The 25,090-nt window shown below is 47.6% G+C and carries 25 protein-coding genes; 11 read left to right on the forward strand and 14 right to left on the reverse strand.

What is annotated here, in order from left to right; translation table 11 throughout:
- Positions 1 to 12: 12 nt before the first annotated feature.
- From hutI to QJS83_RS00345, 3 genes are all read left to right on the forward strand, one after another.
- Entirely contained in the window at positions 13 to 1,254 is a 1,242-nt protein-coding gene (hutI, locus tag QJS83_RS00335) for an imidazolonepropionase (protein ID WP_284606815.1), read from the forward strand.
- A gap of 150 nt (positions 1,255 to 1,404) precedes the next feature.
- Complete coding sequence (locus tag QJS83_RS00340; protein ID WP_284606816.1) at positions 1,405 to 1,836, forward strand: hypothetical protein; 432 nt, start codon at positions 1,405 to 1,407, stop codon at positions 1,834 to 1,836.
- 12 nt (positions 1,837 to 1,848) lie between these two features.
- Positions 1,849 to 2,040 carry a hypothetical protein gene (locus QJS83_RS00345; RefSeq protein WP_284606817.1) on the forward strand — a complete coding sequence of 64 codons (192 nt, stop codon included), beginning with the start codon at positions 1,849 to 1,851 and terminating at the stop codon, positions 2,038 to 2,040.
- A 75-nt stretch (positions 2,041 to 2,115) separates the two neighbouring features.
- Here QJS83_RS00345 and QJS83_RS00350 read toward each other — a convergent pair whose 3' ends face one another.
- The gene (locus tag QJS83_RS00350; protein WP_284606818.1) at positions 2,116 to 2,907 is read right to left on the reverse strand and encodes a lysophospholipid acyltransferase family protein; all 792 of its coding nucleotides are present in this window, start codon (positions 2,905 to 2,907) and stop codon (positions 2,116 to 2,118) included.
- A gap of 16 nt (positions 2,908 to 2,923) precedes the next feature.
- Between QJS83_RS00350 and glpK the strand changes: the two genes are divergently transcribed.
- Together glpK and QJS83_RS00360 are read left to right on the forward strand one after the other, a co-directional pair.
- Positions 2,924 to 4,408, forward strand: coding sequence for a glycerol kinase GlpK (glpK, locus tag QJS83_RS00355; protein WP_284606819.1), 1,485 nt, complete (start codon positions 2,924 to 2,926; stop codon positions 4,406 to 4,408).
- The gene (locus QJS83_RS00360) at positions 4,408 to 5,118 is read left to right on the forward strand and encodes a flagellar brake protein (RefSeq protein WP_284606820.1); all 711 of its coding nucleotides are present in this window, start codon (positions 4,408 to 4,410) and stop codon (positions 5,116 to 5,118) included. The genes glpK and QJS83_RS00360 overlap by 1 nt, the downstream gene beginning before the upstream one ends.
- On the opposite strand, the gene QJS83_RS00365 is transcribed toward QJS83_RS00360, so the two are convergent.
- Entirely contained in the window at positions 5,119 to 5,511 is a 393-nt protein-coding gene (locus QJS83_RS00365) for a Crp/Fnr family transcriptional regulator (protein ID WP_284606821.1), read from the reverse strand.
- A gap of 27 nt (positions 5,512 to 5,538) precedes the next feature.
- Positions 5,539 to 6,930, reverse strand: a complete 1,392-nt coding sequence (radA, locus tag QJS83_RS00370; protein ID WP_284606822.1) for a DNA repair protein RadA — start codon at positions 6,928 to 6,930, stop codon at positions 5,539 to 5,541.
- A gap of 72 nt (positions 6,931 to 7,002) precedes the next feature.
- On the opposite strand from radA, the gene QJS83_RS00375 reads away from it, so the two are divergent.
- The 3 genes from QJS83_RS00375 to QJS83_RS00385 are packed head-to-tail and all read left to right on the forward strand — an operon-like array spanning position 7,003 to position 11,122.
- On the forward strand, positions 7,003 to 9,384 hold the full coding sequence (locus QJS83_RS00375) for a transglycosylase SLT domain-containing protein (RefSeq protein WP_284606823.1): 2,382 nt from the start codon (positions 7,003 to 7,005) through the stop codon (positions 9,382 to 9,384).
- A 41-nt stretch (positions 9,385 to 9,425) separates the two neighbouring features.
- Positions 9,426 to 10,313 (forward strand): ABC transporter permease, encoded by an 888-nt coding sequence (locus tag QJS83_RS00380; RefSeq protein WP_284606824.1) that lies wholly within the window; start codon positions 9,426 to 9,428, stop codon positions 10,311 to 10,313.
- Complete coding sequence (locus tag QJS83_RS00385; RefSeq protein ID WP_284606825.1) at positions 10,310 to 11,122, forward strand: ABC transporter permease; 813 nt, start codon at positions 10,310 to 10,312, stop codon at positions 11,120 to 11,122. The genes QJS83_RS00380 and QJS83_RS00385 overlap by 4 nt, the downstream gene beginning before the upstream one ends.
- A gap of 44 nt (positions 11,123 to 11,166) precedes the next feature.
- Here QJS83_RS00385 and QJS83_RS00390 read toward each other — a convergent pair whose 3' ends face one another.
- From QJS83_RS00390 to QJS83_RS00430, 9 genes are all read right to left on the reverse strand, one after another.
- Complete coding sequence (locus QJS83_RS00390; protein WP_284606826.1) at positions 11,167 to 12,624, reverse strand: amidase; 1,458 nt, start codon at positions 12,622 to 12,624, stop codon at positions 11,167 to 11,169.
- Positions 12,625 to 12,668: 44 nt separating this feature from the next.
- A complete protein-coding gene (ychF, locus tag QJS83_RS00395; protein WP_284606827.1) occupies positions 12,669 to 13,769 on the reverse strand; it encodes a redox-regulated ATPase YchF in 1,101 nt (366 codons plus the stop codon).
- A 34-nt stretch (positions 13,770 to 13,803) separates the two neighbouring features.
- Positions 13,804 to 14,367, reverse strand: coding sequence for an aminoacyl-tRNA hydrolase (gene pth, locus QJS83_RS00400; RefSeq protein WP_284606828.1), 564 nt, complete (start codon positions 14,365 to 14,367; stop codon positions 13,804 to 13,806).
- A gap of 111 nt (positions 14,368 to 14,478) precedes the next feature.
- Positions 14,479 to 15,129, reverse strand: coding sequence for a 50S ribosomal protein L25 (locus QJS83_RS00405; protein ID WP_284606829.1), 651 nt, complete (start codon positions 15,127 to 15,129; stop codon positions 14,479 to 14,481).
- A gap of 112 nt (positions 15,130 to 15,241) precedes the next feature.
- Positions 15,242 to 16,186: a ribose-phosphate diphosphokinase gene (locus tag QJS83_RS00410; RefSeq protein ID WP_284608803.1), complete on the reverse strand. Its 945-nt coding sequence runs from the start codon at positions 16,184 to 16,186 to the stop codon at positions 15,242 to 15,244.
- Between the two features lie 184 nt (positions 16,187 to 16,370).
- On the reverse strand, positions 16,371 to 16,961 hold the full coding sequence (rdgB, locus tag QJS83_RS00415) for an RdgB/HAM1 family non-canonical purine NTP pyrophosphatase (RefSeq protein ID WP_284606830.1): 591 nt from the start codon (positions 16,959 to 16,961) through the stop codon (positions 16,371 to 16,373).
- Between the two features lie 2 nt (positions 16,962 to 16,963).
- Positions 16,964 to 17,695: a ribonuclease PH gene (gene rph / locus QJS83_RS00420; RefSeq protein ID WP_284606831.1), complete on the reverse strand. Its 732-nt coding sequence runs from the start codon at positions 17,693 to 17,695 to the stop codon at positions 16,964 to 16,966.
- Between the two features lie 25 nt (positions 17,696 to 17,720).
- Positions 17,721 to 18,506, reverse strand: coding sequence for an N-acetylmuramoyl-L-alanine amidase family protein (locus QJS83_RS00425; RefSeq protein WP_284606832.1), 786 nt, complete (start codon positions 18,504 to 18,506; stop codon positions 17,721 to 17,723).
- 100 nt (positions 18,507 to 18,606) lie between these two features.
- Positions 18,607 to 18,915, reverse strand: a complete 309-nt coding sequence (locus tag QJS83_RS00430) for a hypothetical protein (RefSeq protein ID WP_284606833.1) — start codon at positions 18,913 to 18,915, stop codon at positions 18,607 to 18,609.
- A gap of 565 nt (positions 18,916 to 19,480) precedes the next feature.
- Between QJS83_RS00430 and QJS83_RS00435 the strand changes: the two genes are divergently transcribed.
- Both QJS83_RS00435 and QJS83_RS00440 read left to right on the forward strand, forming a co-directional pair.
- Positions 19,481 to 20,671 (forward strand): hypothetical protein, encoded by a 1,191-nt coding sequence (locus QJS83_RS00435; protein ID WP_284606834.1) that lies wholly within the window; start codon positions 19,481 to 19,483, stop codon positions 20,669 to 20,671.
- 166 nt (positions 20,672 to 20,837) lie between these two features.
- Positions 20,838 to 21,206: a DUF1622 domain-containing protein gene (locus QJS83_RS00440; RefSeq protein WP_284606835.1), complete on the forward strand. Its 369-nt coding sequence runs from the start codon at positions 20,838 to 20,840 to the stop codon at positions 21,204 to 21,206.
- On the opposite strand, the gene QJS83_RS00445 is transcribed toward QJS83_RS00440, so the two are convergent.
- Positions 21,203 to 22,348 carry a mechanosensitive ion channel family protein gene (locus tag QJS83_RS00445; protein ID WP_284606836.1) on the reverse strand — a complete coding sequence of 382 codons (1,146 nt, stop codon included), beginning with the start codon at positions 22,346 to 22,348 and terminating at the stop codon, positions 21,203 to 21,205. The two genes, QJS83_RS00440 and QJS83_RS00445, sit on opposite strands and share 4 nt — an antisense overlap.
- A 25-nt stretch (positions 22,349 to 22,373) precedes the next feature.
- Positions 22,374 to 23,165: an undecaprenyl-diphosphate phosphatase gene (locus QJS83_RS00450; protein WP_284606837.1), complete on the reverse strand. Its 792-nt coding sequence runs from the start codon at positions 23,163 to 23,165 to the stop codon at positions 22,374 to 22,376.
- Positions 23,166 to 23,338: 173 nt separating this feature from the next.
- Here QJS83_RS00450 and QJS83_RS00455 point away from each other — a divergent pair, with 173 nt between their 5' ends.
- Complete coding sequence (locus QJS83_RS00455; RefSeq protein ID WP_284606838.1) at positions 23,339 to 24,889, forward strand: S8 family serine peptidase; 1,551 nt, start codon at positions 23,339 to 23,341, stop codon at positions 24,887 to 24,889.
- The last annotated feature ends 201 nt before the right edge of the window (positions 24,890 to 25,090 follow it).

Genomic DNA, 25,090 nt, shown 5'->3' on the forward strand with positions numbered 1-25,090 from the left:
TTGAATGAGCATATGGGCATTTTACTTAAAAACATCTCCACACTTCTTACGTTGCAAGGCGCTTCTCAAAAAAAAGGACGCGGAATTCAAGAGCAGGATCTGAGTATTGCAAATCAAGCGGCTCTGTTGATTGAAAAAGATAAAATTGCCTGGGTGGGGCCGCATAAAAAACTTCCTAAAGAGTTCGCCAAAAAGAATCACAGAGAAATCGATCTGAAAGGGAAGACGGTACTTCCTGGATTTGTAGAATGCCACACTCATCTTGTCTTTGCTGGCGATCGCGCCGCTGAATTTGAGATGCGTAATCAAGGCGTGAGTTATCAGGAAATTTCCGCAAAAGGCGGAGGCATCCTTTCCACTGTTAAAAAAACGCGGGCAGCCTCCGTCAATGATTTGGCGAGTGTCGCGCAAAAGCGTGCGAGTCAGTTTATCGCCCAAGGTGTGACAACTCTTGAGGTGAAGTCTGGTTACGCTCTTAATTTAAAAGACGAAATGAAGATGTTGCAGGCGGCGCAAAAGATCGAAAACGTGCGCACGCTGAATACGTTTCTTGGCGCCCATGCTCTGCCGCCTGAATTTAAGTCTTATGAAGAGTATCTGGAGTTCCTCGGAAATGAAGTTCTTCCTGTCGTGAAGAAGAAAAATCTTGCTCGCCGGGTGGATGTTTTTATTGAAAAAGGATTTTTCCCGGCAGAGGCTTCGGAGAAATATCTCCGCAAGGCTCAGGCGCTGGGGTTTGACGTTCTTATTCATGCAGATCAGCTTTCACTCAGCGGAGGCAGTGATGTGGCCGTGCGAGTTGGTGCGCTTTCAGGCGACCATCTGCTGCAACTGACGGAAAAAGAAATTAAAAATCTTGCGAAGTCAGAAACGACCTGTGTGCTTCTGCCGACAGCGGATCTTTATATGAAAACAAAATATCCCGCGGCGAGAGAAATGATTGCAGCCGGAGCGCGGGTGGCTTTGGCGACCGACTTCAATCCGGGCACCTCTCCAACACAAGATTTGAATCTAGTTGGACTTCTTGCGCGTCTTGAAATGAAGATGACTCTGCCAGAAGTGATCGCAGCTTACACTGTGGGGGCGGCTCACGCCTTGAATCTGCACAACGAAGTCGGTTCTTTAGAGGTCGGAAAATCTGCTGATATTTTGTGCATCGATCAGGATTGGCAAACCTTGTTTTACAGTGTGGGTGAGCGTTCTGAGAAGATGGTTTTCTCGAGAGGAAAGAAAGTTTTCGACAGCCTCAAATAATCTACTGCGTCAGAAAATTTAAGATTCTTAAAATTTCCTTTGAATAATCCCCCCTTTTCTTCCTAGTCTTGAGCTAAAAGGTGCCTGCTTCTTTTTTCTGGCTACGCCGCAAAAAAATGTCAGACACCTTTTTGGGGGGGAAGTTACAGCATGAGATCGTCATACAGCACTTTGATGCAATCGAAGTATTTTAATCCTGCTTTTAACAGTGCCATCTTTGATGGTCCCGTGCGTATTTATTTCGCCCAATTTCATGAAGCTTTAGCGCTCAAAGTCTATTTCCTCATCCAACAGAAGTTGGTCGAGCAGATGGCGAAGGCGAAAGAGATTTCGAAAAACTCTGGCGCTAACATCCTTGTGATGATTTATCCAACAGAAGACTCTTTCCTGCTCTCTTTTGAGGGCGCAGAGAAGCATATCAGCCCTTTGGAAGTCGAAAAGTGGCATAACGACGTGGTTATCGGACTTCGCGGTCCTATCGAAGACGAAAACCTAGATCTTTTGATAGAGACACTTCGTCTCACAATGGAAAACTGGCGTCCAGCTATGGCGGAGCCGTCTTCCTCTCCCGCAGAACTGTGATATCATTATTAAATGAAGAGAAAAGGTCAAAGCGGTCAGATCGTGGTGGAGTACGTGCTCCTCTTAGTTATCGCCGTCAGCGTTGCCGCCCTTTTAGTAAGTCAATTGGTCAGCCGTAGTGAGGACGATCCGGGCGTACTCACGGCCAAATGGCAATCCATCCTAACAACAATCGGAGAAGACGTCCCAGACCGCCGCCAATAAAAGGTGCCTGGTTCTTTTTTCTGGCGATACTGCAGCATTTTTGCGGCGTAGTCAGAAAAAAGAAGCAGGCACCTTTTAGAGGAAGGCGCCGCCGCGTTTGCGGATTTCTTCTTTGACGGCTGTTTGCATTTTTTCTTGGATGTCTTGAGCAATGTCGTGCACGAGTTCGGCGTCTTCGACGGCGGAAGCTTTGTACGGAAGGTAGATCGGCTCCAGGAAACGGATGCGCCACTTCGCAGGTAATGGAATCACGTTCAAGGGGAGCGGGATTACGGAGCCTTTCAAAAACTTCGTGAACTTGAGCTGTTTCAAATTAATGTGCGTCTCTTCGGCGCCAAGAATCACAACAGGCACAATCGGACATTGCGTTTCCAAAGCCATGCGCACAAAACCGCGTTTGAATTCTTGCAGTTGATAGCGCTGTGATGTCGGCTTGAAGTTGCCATGCTCGCCTTCAGGAAAAAGCACGATCGCATTCCCTTTTTTAAGAGCATTTACGCCATTTTCATAAGTCGCTTCCGTGAAACCCATTTTTTGCGCGGGGATCGCCGTGGTCTCGGTTAGAAACCAAAAGTGATGAGTCAAAACGCGCGGGATTCGTTTTGCCTCTTGCTGAATGACGTGGCCTAAAAGAAAGGCATCGAAACCGGAATACCCCGAGTGGTTGGGAGCGATGATAACAGCTCCGCGTCGGGGGATGTTCTCAATGCCCTCGATCTCGAGACGGAAATACTTGCGGAGGATCTCTAAAAGAAAACGCGGCAGAACACGAAAAATCAGAGTGTCTCGGTCAAGGTTCCGAAGACCAAAAATTTTTTCGTTGGGTTTCTTCAAGAAATTCTTCATGATGTTATTAGTTCTATCCATCGACCGGAGAGTGTTTATGTCTTCTTCTTTTATCATGGCTATCGACCAGGGTACAACCAGCTCAAGAACATGCATTATCAATCAAGCCGGAGGTCTTGTCGCCGAGGCGCGTGAGACTTTCAAGCAGATTTTTCCGAAGCCGGGTTGGGTCGAACACGATCCTGAGGACATTTGGTTTTCCACACAGCGCTCAATGCGTCTTGCTCTTGAGAAAGCCAAGATCAGTGGAGCACAAATTCGCGCGATCGGGATTACAAATCAGCGTGAAACAGTCATGTTGTGGGATGCGCGGACGGGGAAGGCTCTTCACAACGCCATCGTCTGGCAGTGCCGTCGTACCCAAGAGATTTGCGAAAAATTAAAGAAGAACAAAAAAGAAAAAATGATCACGGCAAAAACCGGTCTGGTGCTGGATCCTTATTTTTCTGCCACAAAAATTCAGTGGCTCCTTAAACATGTCCCGAACGCTCTGAAAAAAGCGCGCGAGGGTCAAGTTCTTGCGGGCACGGTCGACGCGTATCTCTTGTGGAGATTAACAGCGGGCCAAGCGCATAAGACTGACGTGAGCAACGCCTCCCGCACCATGCTGATGAACATTCACACAGGATGGTGGGACGAAGAACTCATGAAACTTTTCAACGTGCCCGAGGGAATCCTGCCGGAAATTTGTCCTTCGAATGCGGACTTTGGAAAAACACGCGGCTTGGGATTTATGCCCGACGGAATTCCTATTACAGGAATGATCGGGGACCAACAGTCGGCCCTTTTTGGGCAAGCATGTTACGAAGTCGGCGAATCCAAATGCACCTTCGGCACAGGCAGCTTTTTGCTTTTAAATACCGGCAAGAAAGCGGTGAAGTCGAAAAATAAACTTTTAACGACGATCGCGTGGAAACTCAAAGATCAAGAAATGGTTTATGCCCTTGAAGGAGGCGCCTTCGTTTGTGGAGCTGCCGTACAATGGCTGCGCGATGGTTTGGGTCTTTTTCAACAATCTTCGGATATCGAAGCTCTGGCGAAAACTGTCGACACTACTGAGGGAGTCGAATTCGTTCCGGCACTCACGGGATTGGGAGCGCCTCATTGGAATCCTGAGGCGCGCGGAATTATTTGCGGTCTTACACGCGGAACAACGAAAGCGCATATCGCCAGAGCGACGCTGGAGGCGATGGCTTTGCAGAATGTCGATATCCTAGAAACGATGCAAAGAGATCTCGGAAAAAAACTGCGCGGCGTCCGCGTCGATGGCGGAGCCGCTGCCAATGATCTTTTGATGCAGATGCAGGCTGACTATTGCGGGGCCAACGTCGTTCGTCCAGAAAATCTTGAAACGACAGCGCTGGGCGCGGCCTTCATGGCAGGACTTGGCGTGGGACTTTGGAAAAATCTCAACGAGATTAAAAAAGTGTGGAAAGTGAATAAGGAGTTCAAAGTAAAGATGACTCCGAAAGAGCGCAAAGCTCGTCGTGTGCGTTGGGAAAAGGCGTTGGAGAGAGTTTAATGAACGGCGGAAACGGTCAGACTATTTTTAAAAAAGTAGCTCTTTCTGAAAAGAAATTGCTCTTTCGTGAAATCGCTGACGACAAGATTCAGTTGACTATCAAAGGCTCCGCGCACGAAGAAATTTTCCATCTTATTGCGGTGCAAACTGAAAAAGATGAAGCGCTCCTTTGTCATCATACGGCGGACTCGAAGTCCTTTGCGACGAACCAGGCGGCGGTGGTAAATTTCTCTTTTAAGAGTGAAAGATATTTTTTCAAAACGGAGCTAAGCTTTGAGGCGGGGTGGGCGGTTTTAAGAACCGACGTCGACCTCTTTCAGTTGCAACGTCGGGCGAATGCGCGTGTCGACATTCCGGCAAAATACGACGCTGTGTTTTTGCTAACGAATCATGGCGGTAAATCCTATTTTCTTGATACTCGCGTGCGCGATGTGAGTGCCGGCGGATTTAAGATGGAGTTTTTAGGAGAAAAACCGGAACTCAAGATCGGTGATAAAGTCAAAGGCAGCTTGCGCTTGGGCTCCCGTCGCCCGATGGAGTTTGAAATTGAAGTGCGCTTTGTGCAAAATCGCGAATCAGAGCAGGGCTTGATTCAAACGGCGGGCGTTCAGTTCCTTAATGTGGACCATATTCTCGAAACACGGTTGCTGAGTCTGATGATGGATTTGCAGCGCGAACTGTTTTTAAAATATCCCAATCACAAAAAATAATTACTCGCGCTTCTTGAACTGTTCAAGTTCGCGCACTTTTTCCGTCATGTTTTGCAGACGATCGACGAAGGACTTCAACATACACTCCGCCCACGTTGGAAGCTCCGAGAGAAGCTCTTTGAAACCGTCTTCTGAAACTTTCACTAAAACAACGTCGGTCATCGCTTGGGCCGAGGCGGAGCGAGGAGATTTCGAAATCAAAGCGAATTCGCCGAAAGATTCCCCGTCGACAATTTCAGTGATGGGGATGCGTTTTCCCATGTTGTCTTTCGTGAAGATCTCGACGACACCAGATTCGACGATATAGAAATGGTTTTCGATATCGCCTTCAAAGAAAATAAACTCTCCGGCGCCATAAGATTCTTTTTGAATTGCACTTAAAACTTCAGACATGATCCACCACCATTTAAAGCCAAGGCTCTAAATGATTTTACTGAGTTCATGTACGCTTTTGACAAATGAAATTTTCTTGTCCTTCGGTAATTTATACTCGCCCAGGTGACGTTTGTTGGAAAACGGAATCACAAAGTGAGTGAAACCGAGTTTATCGGCTTCTTTAATTCGATTTTCCACGAAAGAAACACCACGGACCTCGCCGGTCAGACCGATTTCGCCAAAGAAGCAGGTCTTGGCATCAAGATCCCGGCGTCCTTCCGTCGACAAGATAGCGGCAGCGACAGCGAGATCGGCCGCAGGCTCGACCAGCTTCAAACCGCCAACCACGTTAATAAAGATATCGTTATGAGCTAAGCGAACGTCCAAGTGACGATCCAGAACCGCCGTCAAAAGATGCAGCCTGTTCACGTCGATGCCTAGAGCTGTTCTTCGCGGCATGGCCATCGGGCTTGAAAGAGTCAGAGCCTGGACTTCACATAAAAGGGGACGTGTTCCTTCCATGGATGCGAACACGGCCGAGCCGATCAGCTGATCGCCGCGCTCTTCAAGGAAAAGTTCGGAAGGATTTGAAACCTCCTCGAGGCCTTTCGAGTTCATTTGAAAAACACCCAGTTCGTGAGCCGCCCCGAAACGGTTTTTCAACGCGCGCAAAAGACGGAAGTTATAAGAGGTATCTCCATCGAAAGAAAGAACGCAGTCGACCATGTGCTCAAGCACTTTAGGACCGGCGATGCTGCCATCTTTGGTGACGTGACCAATCAAGATCACAGCGATGTTGTCTTGTTTTGCAAGACCCATCAAGTGCCCGGCACACTCACGCACTTGCGACACCGAACCTGGAGCTGCCTGCAAATCCGAAAGATACATTGTTTGAATAGAGTCGACGACAAGCACATCGGGTTTTTTATGACGAGCCATCTCCATAATGTTGTGCAGATTTGACTCGGAACCGATCTCAATCAGAGGCGAACGAATGCCCAGGCGGTGCGCGCGCGAACCCGTCTGTGAAACGCTTTCCTCGCCCGAGATGTAAAGCACTTTGCGCTTATCGCCGGCAAGTCCTCCTGCCATTTGTAAAAGCAGAGTCGATTTACCGATGCCGGGAGATCCACCAAGAAGGACGAAGCTGCCCCGCGCAAGTCCGCCGCCCAAAACGCGGTTGAGTTCTTCAAAAGACGTATCAAAACGATCCAATTTCACTTCTTCGAGGCTTTGGTCGAGTGAAATCGGTTTAGACGCAGCCGTTCCTTTTTCAGATGGAGCGGTCGACCATCCTCGAGTTTTTGGTTCGGAAAATTGGAGTTCTTCAACAAAAGAGTTCCACGCGCCGCAGTCGGTGCATTTTCCTTCCCACTTTGGTCGTTGGGCTCCACAATTTTGACAGGTATAGATCGTTTTCGTCTTCGATTTTGCCATAGATATTCGGTATCATTATTAAGTGATAGATACAAGGACTGTACAACATCATATCGTATTGGAGTGGTGGACATGAGGACCTCCCTGAAGTGTATTATTATTTCTCTCTTATTGGGCCCTGTCGCAGGCGCACAATTACCTTCAACACCAAAAAATGACTTGGAAGCTTTCAAAAAAAGTTTGGACGTATTTCGCTTGTCCAAATATGACGAAGCGATTCCGAGTTTTGAAAGTGTTCTTAAAGATAAAACGCTGGAAGAGTACACGCGTTTTTATCTGGCACAATCATACATGAAGACAGGTAAATGGGATCAGGCCGAGGCGGAGTTAAAAAAGATTCTCGAGCTTTCTCCGAATGTCAAAATGTCGATTGAAGCTTCCAATCTTTTGGGGCAGATCGCTTTGGAAAAGAAAAACTACAAACAAGCAAGCCTGCATTTTGCCAAACTCGAAAAGAGAACTCGCAACACGGAAGACTATCCGGACGTGATTTACAACTTGGCGTTGGCGGAAAAAGGTTTGAATCGTCATGCGCCGATGTGTAAGTGGCTCGTGAAAATGTATGAAAGATATCCGGCTTATCCCAAGGTCGCTGATTGGGGAGTGGACCTCGCGGCGAATGAATTTGAAGGAAAACCGACAGACTGCCACGTGACGACGGAAGATTTCCGTACGCGCGTTCGCTATTTGCTTTGGGCGGGGCTTGATCAAAAAGCTCAAGGCGAAATCAATATCATGAAAGAGAAGCTGGCAAAGTCCGATAAATACTTGGCCGACAAGCTTCAGGCGCAATTTTACTTGCAAGAGGGTGAAGTTGTTAAAGCCGTTGATATCCTCAAGCCCTATTACGAAAACAATAAAAGAAATTTCGACTATTTGATCCTCTTTGCTTCGGCGGCCGCGCGTGCAGGTGAGGTGCAGTTAGCGGTGGGTTCTTACTATTCCGCTTACAAAATGAGCCCGCGCTCAAAAACGGGTCGTCAGGCTTTGTATCAGTCGGCATTCCTAAGTTATCAGTTCCAGGATTACGACGGAGCGGCTCGTCGCTTCCAGGAATTCATGAAGGCCTATCCTAAATCAGGTTTGAACAGAGATGCGCAATGGCACTTGGCGTGGTTGAAATATCTGAAGGGTGATTATCAAGGCGCTTACAAAGCGTTTGCAAACTTGAATGCGCAAAAAAGAAAAAACAAAAGAGGCTGGAAGTCTTTCCCGCAAGACAGAGTGAACTACTGGATGGCGATGAGCCTTCTGCGCCAAGGTAAAACGGATCAAGCCAAAGACATGATGGAAGATCTCGCGGCAGATCCATTGATGGGTTATTACTCGATCGTGGCGCAAGCGCGTTTGAAAAAAATCGAAGAAGTCAAAGCGCCAAAACTGGCGCAAACAACATCTTTGCCTACGCAGCCGCGTGTGATCTCGCGCTTCTCTGCAAGCGAGTTCTTGATGCCGGGATCGCAAGAAACTTACCGCGGGGATGATTCGGAATCGGAAGAAAACCTGGTTCTGACTCAATACTCAGCAGACGATGAAAAAGGTGAAGAAGAAGAGGCGGAAGAGTCCGACAACGCCGATTTGAAATCGGTGGAAGTGGCGGAAGAGGCCGGTTCCGTTCCTGAAGTCGCAGGTGACAAAGTCACGACATTCTCAAATCCGGTGTTGATGAAACGTTTTGAGCGTGCGCGCGATATGATGATCTTAGGGGAGTACGAATGGGCTCGCTGGGATCTTTACGATATCGAAAGAAAAACGTCGAACCGCGAATATCTTCGCACTTTGATGAGCGAATACAATACGGCAGGACATTTCAACCGTTCTTCGTATATCGCGCAAATCAATTTCGGCGGACAAAGAGCGGCGCACGGTCTTGAAGGAATCCGTTATCTTTGGGAGTTCGCATATCCCAAGGCGTATTCTGAGTTCGTGAATAAATACACGAAGAAGTTCGACGTTCCGCAAGAGCTCGTTTGGGGGATCATGCGCGCGGAAACAAATTACCGCCGCGACGCAATTTCTCCAGTGGGAGCTCTTGGCTTGATGCAAGTTATGCCTTTCACAGGTCACAAGGTAGCGACACTTTTGGGCGAGAAAGATTTTAAATCGCCAATGCTTTTGCAGCCAGAGACTTCGGTGAAAATCGGCTCTCGTTATTTGAAGCGCTTGATGGATCGTTTTGAAAATACGATTCCTTTGGTGGCGGCCGGTTATAATGCCGGTCCTCATCGCGTAAAAAACTGGTTGGTGAGCTTCGGCAATTTGGAAACAGATGAATTCGTTGAACACATTCCGTTTCTTGAAACTCGCAACTACGTAAAACGAGTTGTTTCTAACGCTTATATTTACAGTCAATTGTACGGCAACAAAAAAGACCTTTTCCCTTATATGGCGGGGTCCGTACCTGTGAAGGTTTCGGCAGAGCTAGTAGGGAAAGAAAATTGGGATGACATTTGAGAGAGAACGTTTTCCGTTTTGTCTTAAAAAAATTATTTGAAATGTTAGCGTCGCTGGTGGTCCTTGCGGCGCTTACGTTTTTTTTGCTTAAAGCCTTGCCCGGCGGTCCTTTCGACGACGATATTGCCCTGAATCCTCTGGTTAAAGAAAAACTCATGCAGCATTGGAATGTGGAAGCCTCTTGGGCAGGACAAGTCGTTTCCTATATGTCTTCCGTGGCGCAGGGGGACCTGGGAATTTCCATGGCCAGACCCGATCGCAGCGTCAGCGAGATTATTGCGCAAGGAATACAGAACACGCTGATGCTCAATGGTCTTTCGCTTGTGTTTATTCTTTGTGGCGCGTTTGCGATTTCACTTTTAGCTGTGCGCTATCGAGAAACTTGGATCGAGCAGACGATTGATCAAGGTGTGATCGCGTTTTTATCTCTTCCAAGTCTGTTCTGGGGGCCCTTGCTTATTTACGTTTTTGGATTTTATTGGAACCTTTTGCCCGTCGCTTTTTTGACGACACCTCAGCATTATATTTTGCCGCTTTTGACACTCAGTCTTCGTCCGATGGCGGTGCTCATCCGTCTTCTTAAAAATTCTCTGCACGACAACCTCACGCAAGACTATGTGCGCACAGCCCGCGCGAAGGGTGTCAGTTCGTGGGCAATTCTAGTTCATCATGTTCTTAAAAACTCCCTGATTCCTTTTTTAAGCTACGTGGGCCCTCTTGTCGTGTCGCTGCTTTCGGGTTCTTTCCTGGTGGAAGTGCTTTTTGCGGTTCCGGGGCTTGGCACGGAGTTTATTGCGTCTTTGAACGATCGCGATTACACATTGATTGTGGGATTAACCTTGTTTTACGGAACGTTGTTGATTCTGGTGAACTCGTTTATCGACGTTCTTTTACGGTTGGTAGATCCGCGTTTAAGGGAGAACGCATGAAAAAAATCTTCCTGGTTGTCGCAAGCACGTACTTGATTCTGCTTTTACTTTTGACTCTTTTTTATTCTGTCCTTGGTTTCTCATCGGGACTTGAACAGAACATTGAACAAATTCTGACGGGGCCGGGCCATCAATTCTGGTTTGGCACGGACTCTTTAGGCAGAGACATGTTCGCCCGCGTTTTATCGGGTGGAAGAATATCCTTACTTGTAGGCGTGTTCTGTGCGCTTTTATCTTTCGTATTTGGATTTATTTACGGTGCTGTCGCGGGATGGTTCGAAGGTGTCGTGGATAAGATCCTCATGCGTTTCTGCGACATTCTCATGGCCGTGCCGAGTTTTATTCTTGTCTCCGTTTTATGTCTAAGCTTGCAATTGCTGTTGCCGATACAAGACGTTTACATGAAAGCTCTTTTAAGTCTGTGCGTCGGAATTTCCGCGACTCACTGGATGAGTCTTGCGCGAGTGACACGAGGAATGGTTTTAGAAATCCGCAGAAAACCTTTCGTCGAAGCCGCCGTCGCATTAGGTGGCAGCCGCACACATATTCTTTGGCGTCACGTTCTGCCGAATATGCTGGGCACATTGCTCATTCTCGTGGCCATGCAGATCCCGACAAATATTCTTTACGAAAGCTTTATGAGTTTTATCGGCCTCGGCGTACATCCGCCTTACACAAGTTGGGGCATTCTTGTGCGCGAAGGTTGGAAAACTCTTTCAAGCTTCCCCCATCTCATTCTTTTTCCATCTCTGATTTTATTTCTGACTGTGTGGAGCATCCACATCCTATTGGACCACTTCAAATCCTAGAAGGGTACCTGCTTCCCTTTGTGAACAAAGGGAAGCAGGTACGTTTAAGGGGGTTGCCAGCCGCCGAAAGTTGTTTCGATGAACTCGGCACAGGACAATGTCAGGTGGTCATTCATTTCGCGGGACACGATTTGAATTCCCAACGGCAGCCCGTCGGCGTTAAGGCCTGTCGGTGCGACTGTGGCTGGATGGCCTAGCGTTGTAAAGATAGCTGTGTAGATAAAATCAAACGGAGACCAGAGCGGAGCGCGGTGTTTTGGCGCCACTCGCGGATGTGGAGGCAAAAGAAGTAGTCCTTCTTCTCCCAGCATCGCATCGAGGTCGCGCGCCATTTTTTGAAGGTCGGCCATTTGTTGAGTGTAATCGCCGTTCCCGGAATCAAACATTTCGGCCAAAGAAACCAAAAGATTCGGGAAGGTATAATCACCGCGGCCCAGAGCCACTTTCAAAATTTCTTTTCCGATAGAAAGATGCTTCGTCGGTCCCATCAATGTTTCAAAAAGATTTCTATTCTTAGAGCTTTTGAGTGCCGCAAACCACAATTCAGTTCCGCGCACAAAGAAGCGAGGATCCACTTCTTCAACCACGGCACCCAGTTCCGCAAAAAGTTTTCCGCAATTACGCACGACCTGCGCCATTTCGTAATCAGTGCTGCGCGTGCGATGAAAAATCGGTTCAGGACAAATCAAAATTTTCCGACCGGCCCATTCTTGGGTGCGCTCTTTCAAAACAGGATTCTGCATCGTATGCGGATCGAGACCATCAGCACCCATAAGGATTTTCATCATCGGATAGAGGTCGCTCGCACGACGGCTCATTGGCCCCATGGAGGTGTATGGATATTTGTTTTCGGCAAGGCCCAGAAGTTCTTCTTTTCTAAAAGGAAAGTGACCTGTTAAAGGTAAAAGTTTACGAGTGGGTTTATGCCCGAAAACGCCACAGAAAAAAGCAGGCATACGAATACTTCCGCCGATATCACTGCCAAGTCCTAGAGGAGTTGCGCCAGCACCTAAAAGAGCGCCCTCGCCACCGCTGGAGCCGCCGCATGTACGGGAAAGATCATAGGGATTGTTCGTGCGACCGTAAACGGGATTGAAGGTTTCAAACCAAAAACCAAGTTCAGGAACATTGGTCGTTCCCATCGGAATGGCGCCGGCATTTTTCATGCGTGCGACGACGGTCGCATCCCAATCCATCACACTTTGCGTTTGATGAATACTCCCGCCGGTGCGTTTCATGCCTTCATAGGAGAACATTTCTTTAACGGTAAAAGGCACACCAAAGAGGGGAGGTAGATCTGAATTGTTTTTTGCAAGCTGTTCGGTTTGTTCTTTCGCTGTTTGGCGCGCTCGCTCATAGTCTTTTTCGACCATGGCATTGAGTGAGGAGTTCACCTGTTCAATGCGTTCAATGTGCGCCTCAAGAACTTCTGTCGGAGAGACTTCTTTTTTCGCTACCTTCGCGGCGATTTCTAAAGCGGAAAGTTTCAACAATTCGTTCATAAAAACTAAAAAGGGAGCTTGTCGCTCCCTTTCTCCTTAACGTTCTAAACGTTGAATCTGAAGAACAAGATATCTCCATCTTTAACGACGTATTCTTTTCCTTCAAGTCGATATTTACCAGCTTCTTTAACAGCTTGCTCCGATTTGTAGGTGAACAAATCTTCGCAGTGGTAAGTCTCTGCGCGGATAAAACCTTTTTCAAAGTCTGTGTGAATGACGCCCGCTGCTTGCGGAGCTTTTGTGCCCGCGCGGATTGTCCACGCACGCACTTCTTTTTCGCCCGCAGTGAAGTAAGTTTGCAGGCCCAAAAGTTTATAAGCTTCACGGATCAAACGATTCAAGCCTGGCTCTTCAGCGCCCATTGCATCCAAGAAGTCTTTGCGCTCTTCAGGAGGAAGAAGAGAGATTTCCGCTTCCATCGCAGAACAGATCAAGATCGTGTTGTTGTTCTCTTCAGCCGCGCGTGCCTCAACAGATTTTGTCCAATCGTTGCCACCGGCTGCGAAGTCCGTGTCAGACACGTTCATCGCGTAAAGCACAGGCTTCGCTGTCAAAAGATGCATGTCGCGCAAGAAAGGAAGCTCTAAATCATCCAAAGCAACAGAACGTGCAGGAAGACCTTTGCCCAAAGCATCTTTGATTTTCTTTGTGACTTCCGCTTCCATTTTCAACTTTTTGTCTGTTGTATTCTTCGCCATCTTTTCGATGCGCTGATATTTTTTATCAACAGAATCCAAGTCCGCCAAAAGCAACTCTGTATTAATAACTTCGATGTCGCGAATAGGATCTACAGAGCCAGATACGTGCACGATATTTGGATCGTCAAAACAACGAACTACGTGAACGATCGCATCTGTTTGACGGATGTGAGAAAGGAATTGGTTACCAAGGCCTTCACCTTGGGACGCGCCTTTCACGATACCTGCGATATCCACGAACTCCATCGTCGTTGGAATCACTTTTTGTGGCTTAATAAACGTTGTGATTTTATCCATGCGCGGATCTGGAACCGTCACCACGCCGACGTTGGGATCAATCGTACAGAAAGGGTAGTTGGCTGCTTCCGCCTTTGCAGAAGTGAGCGCGTTGAAAAGTGTACTTTTACCTACGTTGGGAAGGCCAACGATACCGACTTGTAAAGCCATCTAAAAACCCCTTATTTGAAGAGGCCAATCTAGCTTAACTATTGAATTTTGTCGAAGCTTTTTGGATTCCATCGAGGATAATACTCTCGACGGCATCGATACTTTTGTTGAGGAAGTCTGGCATCTTCTCGAACTCTTCTTTTGAGAATTTTCCAAGAACATGGTCCGCAACTGGAATATGCGGGTTCTCAGGGCGTCCGACACCGATACGCAGGCGAATATAATCGGCGGAGCCCAGCAAACCTGAGATGCTCTTGATTCCGTTATGCCCGCCGTGACCGCGATTTTTCTGGATTTTGAGCTGACCAAAAGGCTGATCAATTTCATCGTGCAAGACAATCAAATGAGCCATCGGAATTTTATAAAAGCCCATCAAAGGCTGCACGGATTCACCCGAGAGATTCATGTAAGTCTGCGGTTTGCAAAAAATGATCTGATGATCATGCCACTTTACTTGTGCGATTTCTGCTTTGAACTGATTTTTGATCGGGGGATTTCCCAAACTTTGAAGAGCATAATCCACCGCCATAAAACCAATGTTATGACGAGTGAGTTTGTATTCTCCGCCGGGATTTCCAAGTCCAACCACTAACCACATAAATCAAAGCCTCTGAAAGAAAAAAAGGCAGCCATAACGGCTGCCTTTGATTTTATTACTACGTCAGCTTCCAAGACCGAAGGTCCCTTCAGCATTGTGCACTCAGCGGAATTACTTTTTCGCTGGAGCTTTTGCAGCAGCAGGAGCGGCAGCAGCAGGTGCAGCAGCAGCTGGAGCAGCGGCAGCCGCAGGAGCAGCAGCTTCTTCTTCTTGAGCGTTAACAACCGCGATAGTTTGGTCACCGCCAGTGATAACTTTTACTGAACCAGTTACTTGCAAATCAGAAACGTGAAGAGCATCGCCTACTGCCAAGTTAGAGATATCAGCAGTGATGAATTCAGGGATTTCAGTTGGAAGAGTTTCAACCTCAACAGAACGAAGAACGACGTTCAACAAGCCGCCTTCAGAAAGACCGATTGGTTTACCTTCAAGACGAACTTCAACGTTAACGCGAACAGCTTTCTTAAGATCCAAAGCGAAGAAATCAACGTGTTGAGGACGGCGAGAAAGTGGGTGAACGTCTACTGACTTAACAAGAACAACGATACCGTTGGCTTTTTTGTCAGAGCTTTTCAATGTGAAAAGAGCATTCTCGTAAGCACGAGTGTTGAACTTAACCATTTCTTTTTCACCAACAGATACGTTGATAGGCTCAACAGCTCCGTAGATAACTGCAGGCACGTTGCGAGAGTTGCGAAGTGCGCGGCTGTTGTGTTTACCAGTTTCACGAGGAGCTACTTCTAGTTCGATTCTATTTTTCATGTTTTTTTCCTTCTAGTCCAATAGAGGGTTTGTTAATAAAATCCCATTTCTGGGTTTAAAATTTACTTCAGCCTGTACACCCTTCGGTGCTTCGGCACTGTGGCCATCCGGCCTAGTCAAACAAGCTGCTGACGGAATCATTTCCGTGGATTCGTTTGATCGCCTCGGCCAAAACCGGAGCTACAGAAACCACTTCGATTTTTCCACAGCTTTTCGCCGCTTCATTAAGCGGGATCGTGTCGGTCACCCATACTTTTTCGATAGGGCTTTCTTTGAGACGACTGATCGCGGGTCCTGAAAAAACAGGGTGCGTTGCAACGGCGAACACCCTTTTTGCCCCATTCTTCAAGAGGCTGTCAACTGCTTGTGTAAGGGTTCCTGCTGTATCGATCATATCGTCGACAATCACCGCCGTTTTGCCAGTCACATCCCCAATTAGATGGAGGGCTTTTGCCTCGTTCGGGCCGGAACGGCGTTTATCGATGATCGCCATCGAGGACTCAATGCGTTTTGCGAAGGCGCGGGTTCTTTCAACCCCACCGGCATCTGGACTCACCGCGACAAAGTCGCCGCCTTGGCCATAAGCCTCTCGCCAAGCGCGAGCTAAAGTCGGAATCGCAAACAAGTGATCCACTGGAACATTGAAGAAACCTTGGATTTGGGCCGCATGCAGGTCGACGGAAACCACACGAGTGGCTCCGGCCGTGGTCAAAAGATCGGCCATCAATTTTGCCGAGATCGGGGCGCGAGGCGCCACTTTACGATCTTGGCGCGCATAACCGTAATAAGGAATGACGGCCGTGATGGAGGCTGCGGAAGCTCGTCTTAAAGCATCGAGCATCACAAAAAGCTCCATGTAGTTTTGGTTCACTGGAGGGCAGGTGCTTTGTACGACAAAGACATGCTGTCCGCGAACACTCTCATGAATTTCAACTTGAATTTCGCCATCCGCAAAGCTGCTGACTTCACAGTACCCGAGGTCCACACCCGCGGCTTCGGCTACTTTTTTTGCCAGTTGAGGATTAGCATTGGCAGTAAAGATTTTTAGGCCCTTCATCACTCGTAGTCTCCTGAGGTAAAAGTCCGTTTGGAAGAACCTAGCAAAGAGGTCAGGCCTTTGTCCACTTTTTCGCGGATCGCTAGAGTGTTTTCCCTCGGAAAAACGGGGACTTTGCTATGAAAAAAGGCAGAGGAAGCCGACCCAGAAGGCAGGCTCGTAGAGATAGGAAAAATTTACTTGCTTACGTCTGCAATTTCGCGAGGAAATCGCGGGCGGCCTGAGCGCGATGCGAGTGCTGCGCTTTAAAACCGGCACCGAGTTCGGCCAGAGTTTGCGTCTGGCCTTCCGGGATAAAAACAGGATCATAACCAAAGCCATGAAGACCCGCAGGCTTTGATGCGATGGTGCCTTTCATCTCTCCCGTGAAAACCCATTCTTCACCTGTCGGCGTATAAACGACCGTCGTGCACACGAACTTCGCGTTGCGATTTTGCATCGGTTTTAACGTCATCATTTTCAAAAGTTTTGCGACGTTTTCACTGTCAGAAGCTTTTGGTCCCGCATAACGAGCGGAGTGTATTCCCGGAAGACCGTTCAGACCTTCAACAACAAGGCCGGCGTCTTCACCTAAAACCCACACGTTGTTTTTTACCGCGCGCAAAGTTTTTGCTTTAATACGAGCGTTGTCTTCGAAAGTTTTTCCGTCTTCAGGGCGGGGAGTGAAGGAAGGCAGGTCCCCTTGTGAGAACACTTTCAAATCCGCGATTTCGCGGAAGAGTTGTTTGTATTCGGAAAGTTTGCCCTTGTTACCTGTAGCGATCCAAAGTTCCATTTTTATTTACCCGCGATTTTGTAGATTTCGGAAACAACAGAAGCTTGGTGAATGAATAATTCACGACAGCCTTTTTCAGCGACATCCATCATCTTGAAAAGTTGATCGCGTGTAAATGGAACATGCTCTGCCGTTCCTTGCACCTCAACGAAATGACCTTTGTCAGTCATCACGAAGTTCATATCCGTACCGATCGCAGAGTCTTCATCGTAATTCAAATCAAGAAGGATGTTTCCTTCATGAAGGCCGACGCTGATCGCAGAAACGTAATTGATCAACGGGTTGCTTTTGATTTCGTTGACAGCAAGAAGTTTTTTAAAAGCCAGAGCTAAAGCGACATAACCACCAGTCACAGAAGCTGTGCGTGTTCCGCCGTCGGCATTTAAAACGTCGCAGTCGACGATGATTTGTTTTTCACCGAGTTGCTTTAAGTCAACAGCGGCGCGCAGTGAACGCCCAATTAAGCGAGAGATTTCTTGCGTGCGTCCGCCGGTCATGGATTTTTCACGTTTGATCCGAGTGTGAGTCGAGCGGGGAAGCATCCCGTACTCCGCTGTCACCCAGCCTGCGCCCGTGCCGACAAGCCATTGCGGTGCTTTCGGTTCGTAAGTAGCTGTGCACAAAACTTTCGTTTTTCCGAACTCAACGATACAAGAGCCCTCGGCGTATTCAGAAACATGAGGTGTGATTTTAACTTGTCTGAGTTGGTCGTAAAGACGGCCGTCTGCGCGCATGAAAAACTCCTAGGTTGGACAGGAGTTAATCTAATGTTTTTGCCGTGTGATTGTCCATCTTTTCTTTGTAGGAGAGCAAAGCGCTGTAGATTTTCTGAGCAAGATCATTCTGATAGTCAGAGGTTAAAAGACGCTTAGCTTCTTTGGGATTCGTGAGAAAACCAATTTCAATTAGAACGGAAGGCATCGTCGTTTTTGAAATCACATAAAACGGCGCTTGTTTGATTGTCGCGTGCGCCGCATTTTGATCCGCGCCCCAAACACTCGTTAAAGTTTGTGTCAGGCGCAGACTGCTCATCAGACGATTTTGTCGATGCAAGTCCTCGACAATCGCAGCGACGTCACCTTTTTTGGAAAGCTCGTCGCCGCCGGAAATGCTGTGCAGCTCTTTACTGTTAAGGATCATTTGATTTTCTTGGCTTGCCAAAAACAAACTCTCTTCATCGGGGGGCAGATTGTTTTGGAAAAAGAATTCAACGCCCTTCGCGCGCTGATCGGAAGCGGCATTCGCGTGAAGGCTGACGAATAAATCCGCTTTCGCTTCTTCGGCCATTTTCACACGCGCAGGCAACGTCACGTTTTTGTCGTGATGACGAGTCAAAGTCACTTTGAATTGCGTGTCTTTTTCAAGAAGCGCTTTCACGCGTTGAGCGACCTTCAAAACCAGGTCCGCTTCTTTAGCGGGACCGTGAACGGCCCCCGTATCAACGCCGCCATGACCGGGATCCAACATGATATGAAGCGCGGAAGCGGGAAGAGCCCACAACAACGCACTGACAGCCACGGCCTGTTTGAAACGCAAAAAGTTCATTTTTTTAGATTAGAAAGGCCGACGGAGGTTGTCGAGTCCGTAACAGACCAAGGCCGTGGTGAATTCCGGCAGTACATACGTTGCACCGCCGGAAAAAGTTTTAACGCGCCAAGAATTTACAGTGAGACACCTGTTGCACATGGAATTCTCTGACAGTGCTGGACAAAGATTCGCCGGAACGGACGCGTTCGTCGATGCGCACTTGTTTTGTGAACGTATTGCCATGGGCGCCTGTTCTTTCAAATTCAAAAACGACGTACTTCATGTCGAGAGTACTGTCTGTGTGGTTGTGCAAGGAGCACGTCCACAGACTGCTGCCAGAGCGAGTCGCTTTGCCATAATAACTTTCCAAAGCTTGAGCTTGGTGAACTGTGCCTACCATTATTAAAAGTGCGATGAGTGTTTTCATAGGAAGTTTCCTTTCTTGTTTTGTGAAAGGTCTTCCTCGAAATCCGCATCGTGATCAAGAATTTGCAGAATTACTTTTTTGAATCTGAGAGCTGACAAAAAGAAATCGAAAAACAGAAACTCTTACCGGTTATTTTCATTTCACTTATCTCATGTGGAACGCGTGAGCCGCTTGGTGTAGATCGTGTGCATTGGAGCGTAATGAGGTCTTGCTTGTGGCCTCTTAATCTTTGAAATCCATGCAAGTTAGACTTTTGCCCGTCTCATTTTGGGAAGACTTTAAAATATTTTGTCAGACTCTTAGATATGCGAGGAGATGCTTCGCTGCTCAAAAAAGTGGCCCGCAATTGTCGTTTTCTGTCTAAAAGCTCGACATAGGTTTTGCGATCGCCGCAAGTTTTATCCATTTTGGCAAAGAAGTGATCATGGCACCGCCGTTGCTTTAGTAGAAAGCAACCCCCCATGGCGGCCAGGACCCTCCCCCCCCAATCCTGGTCGCTTTTTTTTTGCCAAAAATCCCGATATTCTAATTTCTGTTCAAAGACATCATCTTAAGGAGACAGTCAATGTATCAAAAACCCCTTGGTATTCTTCTATTGGCCGCTATCGTGAGCGCTCAGCCAGTATTTGCACAAGTGGACAGCTCGCAGATTGAAGCGGAAGAAGCAACAGCGGACGCCGAGGCTGCAAAAGCTGAAGCATCGGAAGCAAAAAAACGCGCTGAAGAAGATCGCAAACGCCGTGACAAAATGAGAGCCGAAGCGCAATCCGCTATTAATAAAGCGCGTTCGTTGGAAAACGATGCGAAGAAAGAGCAGGCGGAGTCTGAAAGAGAATCCGCAAAACTCAAAGCCGAAGCCAACGAGCATGAGCGCCAGCAAAAAGCAGCCGAGAAAGATCAAGCGGCAGCTCAAGCACGTATCAAAGCGGCTCAAGAAAAAACTCAAAAGGCCCAGCAAGTTCGTGATGAAGCTTTAGGTAAGCGTAAGCAAGCGGAAGAAAAAGCCGAGCAGCTTCGCGACCAGGCGAAAGAGCAAGAAAAGCAGGCGCAAGAAGCGACTGAGAATGGAATGCAGGCTACGAAAGAAGCGGAAGCTGCCAAAGCAGACGCTGCGAAAGCCGAACAAAATCTTTCTAAAGCTCGTTTGCTAACGCAAAAAGCGGTGGCGGAAGCCAAAGCTCGCGAAGCCAAAGGCAAACAAGAGATCGCTCGTGCGGAAGCTGATAAAGCAAAAGCGGAAGCGGAAATGGCACGTTTGAAAGTTCAAGAAGAACAATCAAAAGCCCTGATTGAAAAGATCGACGGTGAATTGAAGTCGGCGCAATCCGCAGCGAAAGAAGCTCTTCAGCAAGCGGAAGTTGAGCGTAAAAAAGCGGGCGAGTTGAAATCTCAAGAAGAGAAAGTAAAACAACAAGCCGCGAAGGCGCGCCAAGAGTTGGAAAGCAACCGCAACACTCTTAAAAAAGAACAAGCGGCGGCAAGTCTTGAAATCGCAAGAGCGAAAAAAGCCATTGCTGACAGCGAGGCTGAAACTCTTCGTGCCGAATCTGAGTTGAAGCGCCTTCGTGACGAAGCTGAAAAAGCGAAAAACGAGCGCGAAAATTTGGAGCAACAAATGGATGTGGCTCTGAACAAAGCAGAAGAAGCAAAAATCAAAATGGAAACCGGTAAAGCCGAAGCGGAAGCTGAGAAAATGAAACTCGAAGCACAGAAAATCCGCACTGATGCCGGCTTGGTGAAAAAGAAGAAAAAATAATTTCTTCCTGTTAAATAAAAATTCAAAAACTCCGCGTCTCAAAACGCGGAGTTTTTTTATGTCAAATCTCCGCTTTTGAAAGACGTCCTCTTGCATCCAGCATTCTATGTTAAAACTCACTGGAATTGCCGTACCTTGATGAGGCAAAGACGTTAACAATGGCATCATGGTCCACGAAACGTTTCGTCACATAGCTTTGATCTTTGAAGTCGCTGGCATCGGCGTCGTTGTTATTGGCGCGATTGTCTCGACATTTGAATTTTTGAAAAACTACTTAAACAAGTCCGCAGAAGCCTATTTCAGATATCGCAGTTCTTTGGGAAATGCCATTCTGCTAGGGTTGGAGTTTCTAGTCGCCGGGGATATTATCGGCACTGTCGCCGTAGAACCTACATTTGTCAGTGTCGGAGTTCTAGCTCTTATCGTGCTAATCAGAACGTTCTTAAGCTTGTCGCTGGGAGTTGAGATTCATGGGCGTTGGCCCTGGCAGGAAAAAGACAAAGCCCCTGTCCAGGACAAGGGCTCTTCTCTTTAAGTCGTGGTGAGGGACGGAGTCGCAGGCTCCGCCGATTTATAATAAACAGTTTGTGTGGGATAAGCGAAGTCGACTTTCATGTCAGCGGCGATCTTGAGGATTTCAATAAAGATTTGCTGCTGATTTTCGAGTTCTTCCGGTCCCGTAAAGACGTTCAAGTGAAAATTCACCAAAACATCCAATGAAGAAGCGTTGTAATTATTAAAATGAACAGTCACAGTTTCCGGATTTACTTTCGGGTGTTGTTTAATCATGTAACGAACGTGCTCGCAAAAGGAATTGATTTTTTCCGGCGGCGTTTCGTAAGCAAGACCCAAGATTTGACGTGAACGACGGGCAGGGCGCACCCCCATATTGTCGATGGTCTCTTTTGCCATCATCGCATTCGGAATCGTGATCAAAGAGTTGTAGAACGTGCGGATGCGTGTGGAGCGGAACCCGATCTCTTCGACCGTCCCTTCCATGTCTTTCACTTTCACCCAGTCGCCGATCTTAAAAGGATGGTCGACAAGAATCGTGATGGAACCAAAAAGATTTGCAGCGGTGTCTTGCGCTGCCAAGGCCAACGCCAAACCTCCCAGTCCAAGACCGGCAAGCAGAGACATCACGTTAAGTCCGAAGCTTTGCAAGGCGATCAAAACACCAAGAACGACCACCAAAACTTTCAACGCCTTCGATGCGAAAGGTACAAGTTGATCATCGTAAGTGCTTTCCGTTTTTGCCGCCATCTCCATAAAGACGGAAGACAGAGCATCCACAGCATAATAAATCACACGAATAAGACAAAGCGCCACAAGGCCGCGCAAGAAATGATTGTAGTAAGTTTCAAACTTACCCGACAATGCAACGGCATCACCAATGGCAAAGAAGAAGAAAATCACAAGCAACCAGGCTATTGGTTTTTCGACAGGCAGGTTCAGGAAAAACGCCGAAAAGCTTTTCGGATATTTTTTCGTGAACGGATTGTGCTTCTTAATTTCCTTCAGAATAAACTGAATGACGGGGCGGAGGATAAAGCCAAGAACAATCGCCGTCAGCAACACCCCCCACTTCCAATTCGGCATCACCAAAACGGTCGTCTTTAAAAGTTGCGCCAATTCATCGGAAATCAAAGCAGCTTGATCGAGAATGAGTTTTTCCATGAACGAAGTATCCTTATATATATGTCTACATCAACGTCAGGTTGCGACCTGAATAAATCATGATCAAAAGAATCACGCCGAGGACGATACGATAATATCCAAATCCACGGAACCCGTAGCGCGCCACCACGCCGATAAAAAATTTAATTGCGATCATCGCAACGATGAAAGCCACCAAACAGCCCACGGCAAGAAGACCGATTTGCGAAGGTTCGATGGTCTTATAGATCTTTAACAATTTATAACCCGTGGCGACGGCCATCGTGGGAACAGCGAGAAAAAATGAAAACTCAGCTGCCTCTTTTTTGTTCATGCCAAGTGTCAATCCACCCATGATGGTGGCTCCGGATCTGGACACACCGGGGATCATAGCGATGGCTTGAAACATTCCCAGTTTCGCCGCATCTGCATAAGAGAGGTCGCTGGTTTTGCGACCCATCGCTGTCAGATGCGCAAAAATCTTATCCGACCAAACCAGGATAAGACCTCCTGCGATCAGCGCCCAAGCGACAACTTGCACACTGCCAAGAAGTTGATCGACAAGGTCTTTGGCAAGGAAGCCGATGATGCCTGTGGGGAGAAATGCCACGAACAATTTTTTATAGAAGCCCCAATTAGGAAGGAAACGTTTCCAATACAGAACAAGCACGGAAAGAATCGCGCCGAACTGAATGATCACTTCAAACGCTTTTGTGAAAGCGCTGTCTTCGATCCCCATAAAGGAGCTGGCAATAACCATGTGGCCTGTGGAGGAGATCGGCAGAAATTCCGTAATGCCTTCGACGATGCCGAGAATGATAGCGTGCAGATAACTCATAAGTTGTTCCTCAGTTCGGTGTGAAAAATCAGTCGCGATCATTCTTGAAAAGATCGTCGGTGGGTTCAATGTTCGATGGAATGTGTCAAAAAATTTAAGATTTATTTAAGATTTTCCTAACATTTGTGGATGAAATCTGAATATGATTTTTTCACCACGGAGGGGGTTAATATATGAAACGTGCATTATTAGTAGGTGCATTGTTGTTCGGAAGCCAGGCGTTCGCAGGCGAATACTTGGTAAAATATAAGAACACAAGCGCTCTTAACATGCTCAACACAATGACAATGTCGAAGGTTGCTACGATCCAAATGACGGATCATAACGCAACAGCAAGCCTTGTAAAAGTTGACATCCAAAAGAAACACGAAGCGCAAGCTTTGGCGACTCTACTTTCTCAACCTGGCGTTGAGTATGTAGTTCCTAACTTCAAAATCAGAGCTTTCACTGCTCCTGTTGAAACAGCAGCTTTGAAAGAACAATGGGCTATCGCGAAAGTTCAAGCTGAAAAAGCATGGCAACGCGCTGGTAACAAAGGTAACCGCAACGTGATCGTAGCTGTTATCGATACTGGTGTTGACTACAGACACCAATCTTTGGCTCCGAACATGATCGCGGGCTATGACTTCAAAGAAAACGACGCAGATCCAATGGATAAAACAGGCTTCCAAAACCCTGGTCACGGTACTCACTGCGCTGGTGCAGTAGGTGCGACTGGTTTGGTAGATGGTGGTATCGTAGGTTTGGCTCCAGAAGTTTCTATCATGCCTCTTCGCTTCTTGGGTGAAGACGGTTCTGGTGACTTGAACAACGCTATTAAAGCGATCGACTACGCAGTAGAAAAAGGCGCGCAAATCATCTCTGCTTCTTGGGGTGCCGCGGTTCCTCGCTCTACAGCAGCTCCTCTTCTTGAGGCGATCAAGCGTGCTGACGATAAAGGCGTTATCTTCATCGCAGCAGCTGCTAACGATGGTAAGAACAACGATAAAACTGAGATGTATCCAGCTAACAACGGCTACCCGAACTCAATCACAGTTGCAGCTTCTGGTCCGTCTGATGCAAAACCATCTTGGTCTAACTACGGTACAGCGACTGTTCACGTAGCTTCTCCTGGTGAGAACATCATGAGCACATTGCCAAACAATAAGTACGGAAACCTTTCTGGTACTTCTATGGCAACTCCGCTTGTATCTGGTCTTGTTGCTTTGATGAAAGCTCAAGATCCTTCTCTAACAGGTGCGCAAGTTCGTGCGATCCTACAAACGACAGGTGCTAAAGTTTCTATCGAGACTGCATGTAACTGCCGCGTTGACGCTTACGAAGCTATCGACACTGTTATGTCTAAGAAAATGGTTGTAGTTCCTGCTGCAGCAACTATCAAACCTTCTGAGACTTTGGCATTCTCTGTTCTTCACGGTAAAGCTCCATTCAAGTATGCTTCTAGCAATACTTCTGTAGCAACTATCGCTGACAACGGAACTTTGACTGCTGTTGCGAACGGTTCAACGACAATCACAGTTACAGACGCTGATGGTAAAACAGCTTCTACATTGAACATCAACGTAGGCGCTAAATCAGGTGGCTCGAATCCTCCAGATGATGGTGGCGGTCTTCCTGATCCAGGCAACCCTGGTGAACCAGGTGAATGTCCGCTTGGGGATCCGATGATCTGTCAGATCATCTGTCAACTCCAACCAGATCTTCCATTCTGCCAAGCTAAATAGGCGGATGATAAGAAGGCTCCCGAGAGGGGGCCTTTTTTTTTGCTCGGGTGATTTGGCTTCGGGCGGGGATTTGCGTGCAGCGAAGTTATGGGTCTTCGTCGCTTCGGTCGGCACGCCATCCGGGCTCAGTTGCCGCCGCCCTCTGGGCGGTTCGCGCCATCGTGGCGCCGGCAAAGGCCGAGCCTTCGGACGAACACCCAT

Origin of the sequence: Bdellovibrio sp. 22V (genome assembly GCF_030169785.1) — a bacterium.
Lineage (GTDB): Bacteria > Bdellovibrionota > Bdellovibrionia > Bdellovibrionales > Bdellovibrionaceae > Bdellovibrio.